This window comes from Xanthomonas indica (assembly GCF_040529045.1).
GTDB lineage: Bacteria > Pseudomonadota > Gammaproteobacteria > Xanthomonadales > Xanthomonadaceae > Xanthomonas_A > Xanthomonas_A indica.
The window spans coordinates 243,655-257,510 of sequence record NZ_CP131914.1 but is presented as its reverse complement, the minus strand read 5'-3'; the positions used below and the strand labels follow the sequence as shown (position 1 = coordinate 257,510).

Annotated in this window: 14 protein-coding genes and 1 tRNA gene; 7 read left to right on the top strand and 8 right to left on the bottom strand. The window is 72.0% G+C overall.

Annotated elements, in window-relative coordinates; genetic code table 11:
• Window positions 1-404 precede the first annotated feature (404 nt).
• Complete coding sequence (locus Q7W82_RS01055; RefSeq protein WP_242159253.1) at window positions 405-920, bottom strand: hypothetical protein; 516 nt, start codon at window positions 918-920, stop codon at window positions 405-407.
• A 164-nt stretch (window positions 921-1,084) separates the two neighbouring features.
• On the opposite strand from Q7W82_RS01055, the gene Q7W82_RS01050 reads away from it, so the two are divergent.
• The 4 genes from Q7W82_RS01050 to Q7W82_RS01035 all read left to right on the top strand — a co-directional run bounded on the left by Q7W82_RS01050 (window position 1,085) and on the right by Q7W82_RS01035 (window position 4,755).
• Entirely contained in the window at window positions 1,085-2,044 is a 960-nt protein-coding gene (locus Q7W82_RS01050) for a pyridoxal-phosphate dependent enzyme (RefSeq protein ID WP_242159254.1), read from the top strand.
• The gene (locus Q7W82_RS01045; protein WP_242159255.1) at window positions 2,041-2,664 is read left to right on the top strand and encodes a YdcF family protein; all 624 of its coding nucleotides are present in this window, start codon (window positions 2,041-2,043) and stop codon (window positions 2,662-2,664) included. The genes Q7W82_RS01050 and Q7W82_RS01045 overlap by 4 nt, the downstream gene beginning before the upstream one ends.
• Before the next feature lie 31 nt (window positions 2,665-2,695).
• Complete coding sequence (locus tag Q7W82_RS01040) at window positions 2,696-3,124, top strand: ketosteroid isomerase-related protein (RefSeq protein WP_242159256.1); 429 nt, start codon at window positions 2,696-2,698, stop codon at window positions 3,122-3,124.
• A gap of 116 nt (window positions 3,125-3,240) precedes the next feature.
• On the top strand, window positions 3,241-4,755 hold the full coding sequence (locus tag Q7W82_RS01035) for a glycosyltransferase family 39 protein (RefSeq protein ID WP_242159257.1): 1,515 nt from the start codon (window positions 3,241-3,243) through the stop codon (window positions 4,753-4,755).
• Here the strand turns inward: Q7W82_RS01035 and bioC are convergent.
• The 6 genes from bioC to bioB all read right to left on the bottom strand — a co-directional run bounded on the left by bioC (window position 4,723) and on the right by bioB (window position 10,537).
• The gene (gene bioC / locus Q7W82_RS01030) at window positions 4,723-5,613 is read right to left on the bottom strand and encodes a malonyl-ACP O-methyltransferase BioC (protein WP_242159258.1); all 891 of its coding nucleotides are present in this window, start codon (window positions 5,611-5,613) and stop codon (window positions 4,723-4,725) included. The genes Q7W82_RS01035 and bioC overlap by 33 nt on opposite strands.
• A gap of 123 nt (window positions 5,614-5,736) precedes the next feature.
• Window positions 5,737-6,519, bottom strand: coding sequence for an SDR family oxidoreductase (locus tag Q7W82_RS01025; RefSeq protein WP_242159259.1), 783 nt, complete (start codon window positions 6,517-6,519; stop codon window positions 5,737-5,739).
• Window positions 6,520-7,033: 514 nt separating this feature from the next.
• Window positions 7,034-7,795: a pimeloyl-ACP methyl ester esterase BioH gene (bioH, locus tag Q7W82_RS01020; RefSeq protein ID WP_242159260.1), complete on the bottom strand. Its 762-nt coding sequence runs from the start codon at window positions 7,793-7,795 to the stop codon at window positions 7,034-7,036.
• A 48-nt stretch (window positions 7,796-7,843) separates the two neighbouring features.
• Window positions 7,844-8,197: a hypothetical protein gene (locus Q7W82_RS01015; RefSeq protein WP_242159261.1), complete on the bottom strand. Its 354-nt coding sequence runs from the start codon at window positions 8,195-8,197 to the stop codon at window positions 7,844-7,846.
• A complete protein-coding gene (bioF, locus tag Q7W82_RS01010; RefSeq protein ID WP_242159262.1) occupies window positions 8,194-9,399 on the bottom strand; it encodes an 8-amino-7-oxononanoate synthase in 1,206 nt (401 codons plus the stop codon). Before bioF ends, Q7W82_RS01015 begins: the two co-directional genes overlap by 4 nt.
• 100 nt (window positions 9,400-9,499) lie before the next feature.
• The gene (bioB, locus tag Q7W82_RS01005) at window positions 9,500-10,537 is read right to left on the bottom strand and encodes a biotin synthase BioB (protein ID WP_242159263.1); all 1,038 of its coding nucleotides are present in this window, start codon (window positions 10,535-10,537) and stop codon (window positions 9,500-9,502) included.
• A 49-nt stretch (window positions 10,538-10,586) separates the two neighbouring features.
• Here bioB and Q7W82_RS01000 point away from each other — a divergent pair, with 49 nt between their 5' ends.
• Window positions 10,587-11,318: a ComF family protein gene (locus Q7W82_RS01000; protein ID WP_311195493.1), complete on the top strand. Its 732-nt coding sequence runs from the start codon at window positions 10,587-10,589 to the stop codon at window positions 11,316-11,318.
• 257 nt (window positions 11,319-11,575) lie between these two features.
• The gene (locus Q7W82_RS00995) at window positions 11,576-12,055 is read left to right on the top strand and encodes a preprotein translocase subunit SecD (RefSeq protein WP_242159264.1); all 480 of its coding nucleotides are present in this window, start codon (window positions 11,576-11,578) and stop codon (window positions 12,053-12,055) included.
• 133 nt (window positions 12,056-12,188) lie between these two features.
• Here Q7W82_RS00995 and ubiA read toward each other — a convergent pair whose 3' ends face one another.
• Window positions 12,189-13,091, bottom strand: coding sequence for a 4-hydroxybenzoate octaprenyltransferase (gene ubiA, locus Q7W82_RS00990; RefSeq protein ID WP_242159265.1), 903 nt, complete (start codon window positions 13,089-13,091; stop codon window positions 12,189-12,191).
• A 317-nt stretch (window positions 13,092-13,408) separates the two neighbouring features.
• On the opposite strand from ubiA, the gene Q7W82_RS00985 reads away from it, so the two are divergent.
• A tRNA-Arg gene (locus Q7W82_RS00985) sits at window positions 13,409-13,485 on the top strand.
• The last annotated feature ends 371 nt before the right edge of the window (window positions 13,486-13,856 follow it).

Here is a 13,856-nt window from a genome sequence, read left to right as displayed (position 1 = left end):
GCGCCTCAAGTTGGCACGCAATCTGCAGATATTCCCACTGCACCCAACGTGGCAATGCGTCAGGGGCGTATGACTGGAATTGGAACAGGGGCCAGTCACGCGCACGTTGGGGGAGCTGGGGGCCGGTAGTCGGGGGACTACCGGCCCTTTTTTATGCCCGTTTTTCGCCCGGCGCCGGCGCCGGTCCAGCAACGGCAAGGCCCCAACGCGAAAAGCCCCGGCGGACCGGGGCTTTTCGTTGTGAGGCGCCGACGCCCGACAGGGCCGGAACAGGGGGGATCCAGATTTCCCTGTCGGACATCGACATAGACGGTGGGGTCACCCCTTCGGGTCATAAAGCGACGCAGTCGGTCACCCCGTAGGACGTAGAGTGCGTGTTGGGGCTGGCGAACGCAAGCCCTTTCTCAGGGCTCGAGTGTGCGACGTGTCCCATTGCTGCGCCCCATATTGCCGGGGCGTGGGGCAGGCGGGCGCTGCATCCCCTCGGGACGCTGCATCGCTGGCCGGGCCGGCTGCATCGACTGCGGCCGCGGCGCCGAATTGAGCGCGTCCGGACGCCGCAGGCGGTCCATGTCGCGCCAGGGGGAGGGCACCCGACCGCCCACGCTGGGCGGCGGCGGGCGTGAACCGCCGTCGTCCGGCCGCGGACGCGGCGGCGGGCGGTGGCGCGGGCCGTCGTAGCCGCGATAGTAGTAATACGGCACGCCGTAGCCGTAGTAGCCGTAGTACGCGGGGCCGTAACCGTAGTAGGGCACCGCGCCGTAAGGCGAGTAGTATTCGGAATAGCCGGCGGGGTAGCGGTACTCGACCGAGGGCGCGCCACGGTAGTAGCCACCGTCGCCGCCTCCGGCGTAATCGTAGGTGGCGCAGCCGCCCAGTGCGGCCAGCAGTCCAGCGGCGCAGATCAGGCGCAGTTTCATGGCGTTTGCCCTCCAGCAGGCTGGCTGACAGGTTCGGTCCGTTGCATTGAATCCCCCCTTAACTTCCCGCGCCGCACTTGAACGCTTAAGTCGCGCGCAACGGCGGCGAGCCGGCACGGCTGGCGGGCGCTGCACGTTGGCGACGATACGCTACCCTTTCGCGCATGGTCTCACGTTTTCTGCCCGAGTTCGGCGACGTCCTGGCGGCCGCCGCACGCATTGCCGCGCACGCGCGGCCGACGCCGGTGCTGCGTTCGCAGGCGCTGGACGCCGCCAGCGGCGCGCAGCTGTACTTCAAGGCCGAACACCTGCAGCGCGGCGGCGCGTTCAAGTTCCGCGGCGCCTGCAATGCGGTGTGGGCGCTGGATCCGGCACAGGCGGCCTGCGGGGTGGTCACCCACTCCTCGGGCAACCACGGCGCGGCGCTGGCCCTGGCCGCGCGTACCCGTGGCATCGGCTGCCATGTGGTGGTGCCGGAAGGCGCGGTCGCCGCCAAGCTCGCCAACATCGCCCGCCACGGCGCCACCCTGTGGCGCTGCGCGCCGAGCATCGCCGCCCGCGAGGCGCTGTGCGCCCAGGTGCAGCGCGACACCGGCGCGACCCTGGTGCATCCCTATGCCGATCCGGGGGTGATCGCCGGGCAGGGCACCGCCGCGCTGGAGCTGCTGGACGCCAGCGGCGGGCTGGACCTGCTGGTGGTGCCGGTTGGCGGCGGTGGCCTGGCCGCGGGCAGCCGCCTGGCCCTGTCGGCGCTGGCGCCGCAGGCGCAGCTGCTGCTGGCCGAGCCGGCCGGTGCCGCCGATACCGCGCGCTCGCTGGCCGCCGGCGAGCGCCGCGTGGACATGGTCCCGGACACGATCTGCGACGGCCTGCGCGGCAGCCTCGGCGAACCCAACTTCGCCCTGCTGCACGGCCATGCCGAGGTGCTGGTGGTGGACGACGCGGCGACCGTGACGGCGATGCGGCTGCTGTGGCAGGTGCTCAAGCAGGTGGTGGAGCCGTCCTCGGCGATCGCCCTGGCGGCGGTGCTGGCGCAGCCGGCGCGCTTCGCCGGGCGCCGGGTGGGACTGATCCTGTCCGGCGGCAACGTCGACCTGGACGCCTTGCCGTGGGGCGCGGCATGAGCGCGCGGGGCGGGTTCCGCTGGCTGCGCTGGCTGCTGCGCCTGGCGGCGTTGCTGGGGCTGTGGCTGCTGGGCGTGGCGATCTACATCGTCTGGGTCGGCGACCGCGACCAGGCGGCGCCGGCCGACGCGATCATCGTGCTTGGCGCGGCGGCCTACGACGCCAAGCCCTCGCCGGTGTTCGAGGAGCGCATTCGCCACGGCCTGGATCTCTACCAGCGCGGCTACGCGCCGACCCTGATCTTCACCGGCGGCTTCGGCAACGGCGCGCGCTTCGCCGAGTCGCAGGTCGCAAAGCGCTACGCGCTGCGCCACGACGTGCCGGCCGATGCGATCCTGATCGAGACGGTGTCGCGCACCACCCGGCAGAACCTGATCGAGGCGCGCCGGCTGATGCGCGAACACGGCCTGCACCGGGTCATCGTGGTCAGCGATCCGCTGCACATGGCGCGGGCGTTGCGGCTGTGCCAGGAACTGCAGATCGACGCGCTGGCCTCGTCGACCCCGAGCAGTCGCTTCCGCAGTTTCCAGACCCGCTGGCGCTTTCTGCTGCAGGAGCTGTACTTCTTCCACCGCGACCTGCTGGAGCGGGGCGTCGAGCACGGCGGCGAGACCGTATGATGGGCGTTTCCACGGCCCGAGGGCGGCAGCCATGAGCAACCACGGAGTTCCTGCGCAGGACCAGGCCATCGCCCTGGTCCAGGCCTATTACGCGGCGTTCAACCGCGGCGACTGGGACGGCATGCTGGGCATGCTCAGCGACGACGTCGCCCACGATCTCAACCAGGGCCCGCGCGAGACCGGCAAGGACACGTTCGCAGCGTTCCTGCGGCGCATGAATGCCAGTTACCGCGAGCAGTTGCACGACATCGTGGTGCTGGCCGCGCAGGACGGCGGCCGCGCCGCCGCCGAGTACGTGGTGCACGGCGAATACCACCACACCGATACCGGCCTGCCGGAGGCGCGCGGCCAGCGCTACGTGCTGCCGGGCGGGGCGTTCTTCGACATCCGCGACGGCAAGATCGCCCGGGTCAGCAACTACTACAACCTGGAAGACTGGATCGCGCAGGTCTCGGCCTGAGCCGCGCGCCGGCCTGAGGCCGGCGCGTTCGCGCTGTCGCAAAACTGTCCGCCGGCCGTCATCCGCGACCTCACGCGATACGGCTATGGTCGCCGCGCCGACCGAGAGGACCGCCGATGCGCGCGCTGCTTCGTTCCCCGGCCGTCGCGGTGGCGCTGCTGGCCTGCACGCTCGCGCTGGCCCTGCTGGGCGCCCGCGGGATCTGGGACGCCGACGAAGGCCGTTACACCAATGTCGCGCTGAACATGCTGCACAGCGGCGATTGGCTCACGCCCCGGCGCAGCGAGGACGTGGCGCACTGGACCAAGCCGCCGCTGACCTACTGGGCGATCGCCGCCAGCGTCGCCGCCTTCGGGCCGTCGCCGTGGGCGGCGCGCTTGCCGTCGGCGCTGGCCTACCTGCTGTGCGTGCTGCTGGTCTGGCGCCTGGCCGCGCGGCTGTTTCCCGAGCGGCCCACGCTGCCGGCGCAGGCGGCGCTGCTGTACGCGACCATGCTGGCGCCGTTCGGCGCGGCGCAATGGATTTCCACCGACTTCCTGCTCGCCGCCTGCGAGACCCTGGCGGTGTGGGCCTTCGTCGAAGCACGTGCGCACCCGCCCGGGCAGGGCAAGCGCTGGATCGCGGCGATGTGGGCCGGCTTCGCCCTGGCGTTCATGACCAAGGGGCCGCCGGGATTGCTGCCGTTGCCGGCGCTGCTGCTGTTCAACGCGGTGACGCCGGGGCCGCCGCGGCGCGCGCTGCAACTTTCCGGCATCGCGCTGTTCACGGTGCTGGCGCTGCCCTGGTACCTGGCGGTGATCCATGGCCATCCCGGCTTGCTGCAGTACTTCGTCGGCGACGAGGTGGTCAAGCGCGTGGCCAGCGATGCGTTCGGGCGCAACGCGCAGTGGTATGGCTGGGCGGTGGCGTATGCGCCGATCCTGGTCCTGGGCACGCTGCCGTGGACCCCGGCGCTGGCGCGCTGGGTCTGGCAGCTGCCGCGGCAGCTGCGGCAATGGTGGCGAACCCCGGCGCTGCGCCTGCAGCAGGCCGCGCCGCTGCTGCTGACCCTGTGGCTGCTGCTGCCACTGCTGGTGCTATGCCTGTCGCGCTCGCGGCTGCCGCTGTACGTGCTGCCGCTGTTCGTGCCGCTGGCGTTGCTGGCGGCGTGGCAGCGTGCGCAGGAGGGGCGCGCGCCGTGGCGCTGGCCGTGGCTGCTGGGCTGGTGCGGGCTGTTGCTGGCGCTCGAACTGGCGCCGGCGCTGCTGCCCACGCACAAGGATGCCGGCGCCTGGGCGCAGGCGATCGCCCAGCGTGCCGGCACGCCGGTGCGCGAGGTGGTGTTCGTCGAGGACATGGCACGCTACGGCCTGCGCCTGGAACTGGGCGCGCAGGTGCGCAAGATCCGCCTGGATCCGCTGCCCGACGCGCCGCGCTTCGGTCCCGAGTACGACGCCGACCTGTCCACGGTCTTGCGGCAACCGCGCGCCGGCCGCGTGTGGGTGTGCAAGCAGGAGGTCTGGCCGCAGGTGGCCGCGCGCATCGCCGCGCAGGGGGCGCAGGTGCAGGCGCTGGGTCCGCCCTACCGGGGCCGGGTGCTGTTCCGGGTGCGGCCCGGCTCAGTCGCCGCGGCGGCGGATCGGGATCGCTGACAGCGGCACCGCAGCGATCTCGCCGCCGCCTTCGCGGATCGGCGCGCCCGGCGGTGGCGCCCAGGCGTGCGCGTAGATCACTTCCCAGGTGCTGGGCAGGGTGCCGTCGGCACCGCGCAGCGGCTCGTAGGCGGCGCTGGCGGCGGCGAACCGGCCGCGGCCGGTGAGGGTGTGGCGGCGCGCCTGCAGCGCGTTGGTGGCCCCGATCGCGCGCAGTTCGCGCATCAGCGCGGCGAGGTCCGGATAGGTCAGGTTGAACACGTCGCGGTCCAGCACTGGATCGCGGAAGCCGGACAGCATCAGCGCATCGCCGAACTGCGCGATCGGCGCGAAGCGGCTCACGTGCGGCGTGGTCTGGTCGGCCTGGGCGAAGGCCTCGCGCAGTTCGATCAGCGTGTCCGGGCCGAAGCTGGAGCACAGCAACAGGCCGCCGGGGCGCAGCACGCGGCGGAACCCGGCGAACACCGCCGGCAGGTCCTCGACCCACTGCAGGCACAGATTGCTGAAGATCACATCGACGCTGTGCTCGGCCAGCGGCAGCGCGCGCGCGTCGGCGCAGACGCGGCCGAACGGCTTCCACCAGCCGGCCTGGCGCTTGGCCTGCTGCAGCATCGGCAGGGCCTGGTCGAGCGCGATCACCTGCGCGCGCGGCCAGCGCTTCTTCATCGCCGCGGCGGCATGCGCCGGACCGCTGCCCACGTCCAGCACCACCTGCGGCACGCGGTCGCCGAGGTAGTCCAGCGATTCCAGCAAGCGCCCCTGCACCTCGCGTTGCAGCGCCGCGGCGGCGTCGTAACTGGCGGCCGCACGCGCGAAGGCGCGGCGGATGTGCTGGGAGTCGAACGCGGAAGGATCCATCCGCGCATTATCGCCGCCCGCGTCGCGCTGCGGCCAGCGGTGGCGCCTGCATCACCGCGTTCTGCGCACGCGCCGCCAATCTCGGCTGACGAATCCCGACTCCCCAATCCCCAATCCCGGCTTTCAGAATGTCCCCGGATAGCTCCCGCCATCCAGCAACAGGTTCTGCCCGCTCAGGTAACCGGCCTGCGCGCTGCACAGGAAGGCGCAGGCCGCGCCGAACTCCTCGGCGGTGCCGAAGCGCGCGGCCGGAATCTGCCGGCGCTTGCGTTCGGCCAGGTCGGCGGGGTCGACACCCTCGCGCTGCGCGGCATGGGCGATGTTGCCGCGCAGGCGGTCGGTGTCGAACTGCCCCGGCAACAGGTTGTTGATGGTGACGTTGTACGCCACCGTGCGCCGCGCCAGCCCGGCGACGAAGCCGGTGAGGCCGGCACGCGCGCCGTTGGACAGGCCCAGGCTGTCGATCGGCGCCTTCACCGCGGCGGAGGTGATGTTGACGATGCGGCCGAAGCCGCGCGCCTGCATCGCATCGACCGTGGCGCGGATCAGCGCGATCGGCGCCAGCATGTTGGCGTCGAGCGCGCGCAGCCAGTCCTCGCGTTCCCAGTCGCGGAAATCGCCGGGCGGTGGCCCGCCGGCGTTGTTGATCAGGATGTCGACCTGCGGGCAGGCGGCCAGTGCGGCGGCGCGTCCGGCCTCGGTGGCGATGTCCGCGGCCACGGCGACCACCTCGCCACCGCCGTGCAGCGCGCGCAGTTGCGCCGCGGCCGCATCCAGCCCGGCCTGGCCGCGCGCCACGATCGCCACATGCACGCCCTCGCGCGCCAGCGCCTGCGCGCAGCCCAGTCCCAGCCCCTTGCTCGCGGCGCACACCAGTGCCCACTTGCCGGCGATTCCCAGGTCCATGCTTGCACTCCGGTTCGAAGGAGTGGCGATGATCGGACATCGCCGCTGTGGCGGCCAGCGTCACATCGCGACGTTGAGGACACTGAGCACGCAAGGCAGGTGCAGGAGCGGCCTCGCTGCGCAGCGTTCATGCGTCGCGACTGAAGTCGCTCCCACAGGGGTGGCCGGCATCCTTGTGGGAGGGACTTCAGTCCCGACGACGGAGGCTGTCAGTCGGCTTTCTGCTTCGCTTGTCGCGGCGGTACGACAGTTGAGTCCCACGGCGGAGCCGCTTGCGTCTTTCTGACGTCGGTGCGGGTCGCGTGATGCGTTGTGGGAGTCAACTGTCATGTAGCGCGCGACGCACGAGACGGTGTGCGCTTTCCGACGGCGCAATGCGTCGGGACTGAAGTCCCTCCCACAGTGCACCCGGCGGGCTCGCCGCGAGCGGCTTCAGCCGCGACCCGACGCAACGGGCGCGTCGCGGCTGAAGCCGCTCCTACGACAGCATCGTGGAACGCGCGGCGCGACGCCGCTAGTCCAGCGTCGCCAGGAATCCGCGCAGCGCGTCGGTCACGGTATCGGCATGGCCGAGGAACGGGGCGTGGCCGCCGCCGGCGACGATCAGCGCGTGTGCGTTCGGCGCCAGTGCCGCGGCAGCCTCCATGCCCGCGGGCGGGACCAGGCGGTCGCGCTGGCCACCAATCCACAGGCTGGGCACGCGCAGACCGGGCAGGGCGCGGCGCAGGTCGGTGCGTTCCAGCAGGGTCAGGCCGTCTTGCAGCACATGCGGGTCGGGTGCGCCGCGGGCGTCGAGCGCTTCGCGCAGGGTGCGCAGTTCGGCGCGCGCGTGCGCCGAGCCGAGCGTGTCCAGCGCCAGGAAGCGTTCGAGGGTGCCGCGGTAGTCCTCGGCGAGGTCGCGGCCGAACTGTTCGAACACCTGTGGCTCCACCGCGTGCGGCCAGTCGCTGCCGCGCACGAAGCGCGGCGTCGCCGCGAGCATCGCCAGCCCGCGTACCTGCGGTTGCGTGGCGGCGGCATGCAGCGCGAACAGCCCACCCAGCGACCAGCCCAGCCACACCGCCGGCGGCGTGGCCGCGGCGATCGCGCTGACCACGTGCGGCAGTGCCAGCGGCGTGTCGTCGCCGCGGCTGTGGCCGTGCCCGGGCAGGTCCACCAGGTGCAGGCGGTACTGCGCCGACAGGCGCTCCACCAGCGGCGCGAAGATGCCGCCATTCAGTGCCCAGCCGTGCAGCAGGACCAGATCGGGGCCCTGCCCCAGGGTGTCGATATGCATCGGTGTCGGTCGTCGCGAAGGAACAGGAGAGCGGCGTCGGCCGCCGCGTCAGTGCGCCGCGCGCCGCGCCAGCACCTGCGGCAGCAGCAGGCGCCAGTGCCGGCGCGGATAGCCGCGGGTGCACCAGGCCGACCAGCGATGCGCGCCGCGGCGCTGCTGGATCGCCGTACTCAGCCAGTCGCCGTCGATGCCTTGCCAGGCGCCGGCCGGCGTCAGCAGGTTGGGCGCCAGCCGTGGATGCACGTCGTCGCGCAGCATCTGCCAGAGCGTGTCGGTGGCGAACGGCGAGGCGGCGAGCACGCCGGCGATGTGCGGGTGGTGCGCGTCGACCGCAGTGTCCAGGTACAGCGCCGACAGCGCCTCCCAGACCTTGCGCCGGGCGGCCAGCGCACCGTCGCTCACGCCGGCAGACCGGGCGGATGCGCGGCCACGCGGTCGCGGGCCAGCGCCAGCGCATCCAGCAGCGCCTGCACCTGCGCCGGCGTGTGCAGCGCCGACAGGGTCACGCGCAGCCGCGACTTGCCTTCCGGCACGGTCGGCGGGCGAATCGCCGAGACCAGATAGCCCGCCTGTTCCAGCGCCGCCGACCACGCCAGCGCGGTGCGCTCCTCGCCGCACAGCAGCGGTTGGATCGGCGTGTCCGAGGCCATCAGGTCGAGGCCATGGCGACGTGCGCCGCCACGGAACAGGGCGATCAGTTCGACCAGGCGTTCGCGCCGCCATTGGTCGCGCCGCGCCAGCTTGACCGCGGCCAGCGACGCGGCGGCCTGCGCCGGCGGCAGCGCGGTGGTGTACAGATACGGCCGCGCGGTTTCGGCCAGGTGCCGGACCAGCGTGGCATCGCCGACCACCGCGGCGCCGTAGCCGCCCAGCGCCTTGCCCAAGGTCACCAGTTGCAGCGGGACGTCGTCGACCCCGAGGCCGGCCTCGGCGACGCTGCCGCGCCCATGCGGGCCGACCACGCCGACGCCGTGCGCGTCGTCCACGTACAGCAGCGCCTGTTGCGTGCGTGCCACCAGCGCCAGCGAGCGCAGCGGGGCGACGTCGCCGTCCATGCTGAACACGCCATCGGTGGCGAGCATCGCCGCGCCGTCTGCAGCGTGCTTGAGCTGGCGCATCGCGCCTTCGGCATCCAGGTGCGGATAGCGGCGCAGGCGGCAGCCGGCCAGACGGCTGGCGTCGAGCAGGCTGGCGTGGTTGAGCCGGTCCTGCACGCACACGTCCTCTTCCTCGCTCAGCAGCGCCTGCTGCACCGCCAGGTTGGCGATGAAGCCGCTGCCGAACAACAGCGCCTGCGGATAGCCGAGCCAGTCGGCGATCTCGCGTTCCAGCGCCTCGTGCAGCGCGTGGTGGCCGCACACCAGGTGCGAGGCGGTGGCGCCGGCGCCTTCGCGCGCGGCCGCGTCCTGCAGGGCCGCGACCACTTCGAACTGCTGCGCCAGGCCCAGGTAGTCGTTGCTGCAGAAGCCGGTCAGCCAGCGGCCGTCGACTTCCAGGCGCACGCCGTCGCGGCGGCCGACGCTGCGGCGCATGCGCAGGCGCCCCTGCGCTTCGCGCAAGGCGCGCGCGGACTGGATGCGGTCGTGCAGGTCGGGACGGGCCATGGGCGCGGGACGGGCATCTGGCGGGCTAGCGTAGCGCGTCCCCGGCCGGGCCGGGCGCCGCCGGCGATGGACGGCCGGATCGGCGGACGGACGCGCGACGTCAGACCAGGGCGGCGGCGATCGCCGGCGGGGTGGTGATGTCGGCGTGCACGGTCCCGGGATGGTCGTGCGCATCGGCATCGACCATCACCTGCATCGGCCGCAGCCCCAGCCGTGCGAACAGCGCCCGGTCGCGTTCGGTGTCCGGGTTGCCGGTGGTCAGCAGCTTCTCGCCGTAGAAGATCGAGTTGGCGCCGGCGCAGAAGCACAGCGCCTGCAGTTCGTCGCTCATGCTCTCGCGCCCGGCCGACAGCCGCACCATCGCCCGCGGCATCGCGATGCGGGCAACGGCGATCGTGCGCACGAACTCGAACGGGTCCAGCTCGACCGTGCCGTGCAGCGGCGTGCCGGCGACCTGCACCAGGCGGTTGATCGGCACCGAATCCGGATGCACCGGCAGGTTGGCCAGCGCCTGCAGCAGGCCGGCGCGCTGGTCGCGCGACTCGCCCATGCCGACGATGCCGCCGCAGCAGGTCTTCAGGCCGGCGTCGCGCACGTGGGTCAGGGTGTCCAGGCGGTCCTGGTACTGGCGGGTGTGGATGATCGAGTCGTAGAAATCCGGCGCGGTGTCCAGATTGTGGTTGTAGTAGTCCAGCCCGGCCGCCTTCAGCGCCTGCGCCTGGGTGCCGTCGAGCATGCCCAGGGTGGCGCAGGTCTCCAGGCCCAGCGCCTTCACCTCGCGGATCATCTCCGCCACCTTCGGGATGTCCCGGTCCTTGGGCGAACGCCAGGCCGCGCCCATGCAGAACCGCGACGCACCGGCGGCCTTGGCCTGGCGCGCCTTGTCCAGCACCGCCTCGGTGCTCATCAGCTTCTGCGCTTCCACACCGGTGGCGTAACGCTGCGCCTGCGGGCAATAGGCGCAGTCCTCCGGGCAACCGCCGGTCTTCACCGACAGCAGCGTGGACACCTGCACCTGCGCCGGATCGAAGTGTTCGCGGTGCACGGCGGCGGCGCGATGCAGCAGCTCCGGGAACGGCAGATCGAACAGGGCGAGCAATTCCTGGCGTTGCCAGTCGTGTCGGACGACAGCGGACATGGGGGTTTCCTGACGGTCAGCGGCTGGGAAAGCGGGCAGTCTGGTGAGCATGCAAAGTCCTGTCAACTTCATGGGTGGCGGTTTGGTTGACGGCGGCTGGCGCTGGCTGCAGCGCCGCCTGCTGCCGGAACGCTGCCTGGTCTGCGCCGAGCCAGGCGTGCCCGGCCTGGACCTGTGCGCGGCCTGTCGCGATGGCGTGCCATGGAATGCGGCGGCCTGCTGCCGCTGTGCACTGCCGCTGCCGGCGCTGGATGCCGAGCAGGTCTGCGGCGCGTGCCAGCGCCGGCCGCCGCCGCTAGAGCGGGTCGCCAGCGCCTGCGTGTACGCCGCGCCGGTCGATGGGCTGCTGCGCCGCTTCAAGTTCCACCAGGATCTGGCGGCCGGGCGCCTGCTCGCCGCGCTGCTGCAGACACGCTGCGCGGCCTTGCCGCGGCCGCAGGCGCTGCTGCCGGTGCCGTTGCATCCGGCCCGGCTGCGCCAGCGCGGCTACGACCAGGCGCTGGAACTGGCGCGGCCACTGGCGCGCGCGCTGGCGCTGCCGCTGTGCCTGGACCTGCAGCGGATGCGGGCGACCGCGGCGCAATCCGAACTGGATGCCCGCGCGCGCCGGCGCAATCTGCGCGGCGCGTTCGCGGTGCCGGCCTCGGCGGCGTTGCCGGCGCATGTGGCCCTGATCGACGACGTGATGACCACCGGCGCGACCCTGCACGCCGCGGCAAAGGCGCTTCGCCGCGCCGGTGTGGAACGGGTCGATGCCTGGGTGGTGGCGCGGGTGCCGTGAGCGTGGTGCGTCTGTCGCACGCGCTGGCACAGGGGGCTCGGCAGCAAAGGACGTGCGGCGCGGCGCATTGTCTGTCGTGAGCGCCGGCCGCGACGCACTGCGCCGCGCGCATCGGTCGACGTGCCGCAGTGGCGATCTCTGCCAGGGCGCCGACGCCTTGGCGCATGAACGGTCGGCAGACACGCGCGGCTTTATGCTGGTGAAGAGGCCAACAACGAAAGGAGCGTGCGATGCGCTGGAAGGCTTTGGCTCTGTCGATGACGCTGTGTGTCTTCGCTGTCGCCGGGTGCGGTTATGGCAAGGCACCGGATGTCGCCGCCGCCATCCCGGTCAAGGCGAAGATCGAATGGCGCCTGGCCAGCCATGCGCCCACCCCCGACGCTGTCCAGGCCGACGACCACGGACAGCCGGTGTACCTGGCGCCGCAAGCGTTGCTGGTCGTCGAGGAGGCGGCGACCGTCGCGCCCGCCGACAACGGCGATGGCCAGCCAGCGCTGGATCTGCGCTTTCCTGGACATGGCCAACGCCTGACCCGGGCCACCGAGCAGAACGTCGGCAAGCCGATCGCACTGCTGGCCGACGGTCAGGTGCTGACCGTGGCCACGATCATGGCGCCGCTGCCGGGGGACAGCCTGCGGATCAGTGGGTTGCAGGACATGCAGGAGCAGCAGCGGGTGCTGGCGCTGTTGACCCGCGCGCCGGCCGCGACCGTGCCGGCACCGGCCGCCAAACGCTAGAACGCATCGGTGCAAGGAGCCGCGGCGGGGTGCACCCTGGCTCATCTCGGTGAGCGCCGGAGCAGCGGCCTTTGTGAGGACTTGAAGTTGATTCCAGCGCACGACGCGCGCTGCGCGTGATCGATGACAGGCCCTAGGCTGCGCGCAGCGCCAGCGCCGCAGCGATGCCGACGAAGATCGCCAGGCCGACCCAGTTGTTGTGCATGAAGGCGCGGAAGCAGGCTGCGCGTTCGCGGTGCCGGGCCATGCGGAACTCGGCCGCCACCAGCAGCGCCGCCACGCCCAGGCCGACCCAGTACCACATGCCCAGGCCCGCGCGGTGGCCGACGAAGGCGAGGGCGACGAACATCAGCGCGTACAGCACGCCCTGGATGACCAGGTCCAGTTCGCCGAACAGGATCGCGGTGGACTTGGAGCTGGCGCGCAGGTCGTCCTCGCGATCGACCATCGCATACCAGGTGTCGTAGGCGGTGGCCCACAGGATGTTGGTCGCGTACAGCAGCCAGCCCAGTGCCGGCACCTCGCCGCGCACGGCGGCGAAGGCCATCGGGATGCCCCAGCCGAAGGCCATGCCGAGGTAGACCTGCGGCAGGTAGGTGTAGCGCTTCAGGTAGGGATAGCTGGCGGCCAGCAACAGCCCGACCACGCTCATGCCGATGGTCAGCGCGTTCATGGTCAGCACCAGTGCGAACGCCACCAGCATCAGCACCGCGAACACCGCCAGTGCCTCGCGGCCGCTGACCGCGCCGGTGGCCAGCGGCCGGCTGCGGGTACGCTCGACCTGCGGATCCAGCCAGCGGTCGGCGTAGTCGTTGATCACGCAGCCGGCCGAGCGGGTCAGCCACACCCCGGCGGTGAACACGAACAGGGTCCACAGCGGCGGCACCCCGTCGGCGGCCAGCCACAGCGCCCACCAGGTCGGCCACAGCAGCAGCAGCGCGCCGATCGGCCGGTCGCCGCGCAGCAGTTTCCAGTACTGGCCCAGGCGCGCGCGCGGCGGCAGCGCGGCAGGCGTTTCGTAGCGTTCGTAAGCCATCGCGCAAGGGTAGCAGCCGCGTGGTGTGGGCGGCAGCACGCAATGTCGTGGCGGTGGCCTGCCACGCACGGTAACTGCCCGGGGCGCGAGGCGGCGTCGTCGCGTGTGGGTCTGCAGATGCACTTTGCAGTCAGTCCGGCCCCAACCTGCGGGCGCGTCTGCTACGCCTGGGGGATCGGCCTCGGCGCCGCCTGTGCGCCGCGCGCGGTTGCCTGGTCAAGCGGGACGGCCTCGAGAACGTCCGCGGGGGTGCTGTCGCAGGGAGTTGCGGCCGGGGGAGACGCGGACCACGAATGCCGTTAGAATGCGCGTCCGTTGCGCCCGTAGCTCAGCCGGATAGAGTAGTGGCTTCCGAAGCCATTGGTCGGGGGTTCGAATCCCTCCGGGCGCGCCATCCCCCGCCGTGCATGCCGATCCTGTCTGGCATCGCCCGCGTCCCGTCTGCCATCTGCGCAGGCTCCTCTCTCCCTCTCTTCGCATCCACTGCCCTGCGGCCGTACGAACGCCTGCGTTGCTCGCTGCCGGGCGCTGTGGCGTCGACGCGTCATGCCCGTGCGATCCCGACCTTGTACGAGCGCTTGGCCAGCGCCCCATCCGCTCCCAGAAGCATGATGCGCGGCGTGTCCTGCTGGAGCCCGCTTGCGCGGTGTCCGAGCAGGGCGCCAGGCGTGGCACTGGCCGCGGGACATGGAATGGGGTGCGTGCAGGTTTGGAGACGGGCCGTGCGCCGGAAGGTGCGGAACGAGGTGTGTCTCAAGGTCTTAT

Coding starts and splice junctions, on each gene's coding strand:
- Q7W82_RS01055 (WP_242159253.1), bottom strand. CDS start 920: ATGAAACTGCGCCTGATCTGCGCCGCTGGACTGCTGGCCGCACTGGGC.
- Q7W82_RS01050 (WP_242159254.1), top strand. CDS start 1,085: ATGGTCTCACGTTTTCTGCCCGAGTTCGGCGACGTCCTGGCGGCCGCC.
- Q7W82_RS01045 (WP_242159255.1), top strand. CDS start 2,041: ATGAGCGCGCGGGGCGGGTTCCGCTGGCTGCGCTGGCTGCTGCGCCTG.
- Q7W82_RS01040 (WP_242159256.1), top strand. CDS start 2,696: ATGAGCAACCACGGAGTTCCTGCGCAGGACCAGGCCATCGCCCTGGTC.
- Q7W82_RS01035 (WP_242159257.1), top strand. CDS start 3,241: ATGCGCGCGCTGCTTCGTTCCCCGGCCGTCGCGGTGGCGCTGCTGGCC.
- bioC (WP_242159258.1), bottom strand. CDS start 5,613: ATGGATCCTTCCGCGTTCGACTCCCAGCACATCCGCCGCGCCTTCGCG.
- Q7W82_RS01025 (WP_242159259.1), bottom strand. CDS start 6,519: ATGGACCTGGGAATCGCCGGCAAGTGGGCACTGGTGTGCGCCGCGAGC.
- bioH (WP_242159260.1), bottom strand. CDS start 7,795: ATGCATATCGACACCCTGGGGCAGGGCCCCGATCTGGTCCTGCTGCAC.
- bioF (WP_242159262.1), bottom strand. CDS start 9,399: ATGGCCCGTCCCGACCTGCACGACCGCATCCAGTCCGCGCGCGCCTTG.
- bioB (WP_242159263.1), bottom strand. CDS start 10,537: ATGTCCGCTGTCGTCCGACACGACTGGCAACGCCAGGAATTGCTCGCC.
- Q7W82_RS01000 (WP_311195493.1), top strand. CDS start 10,587: ATGCAAAGTCCTGTCAACTTCATGGGTGGCGGTTTGGTTGACGGCGGC.
- Q7W82_RS00995 (WP_242159264.1), top strand. CDS start 11,576: ATGACGCTGTGTGTCTTCGCTGTCGCCGGGTGCGGTTATGGCAAGGCA.
- ubiA (WP_242159265.1), bottom strand. CDS start 13,091: ATGGCTTACGAACGCTACGAAACGCCTGCCGCGCTGCCGCCGCGCGCG.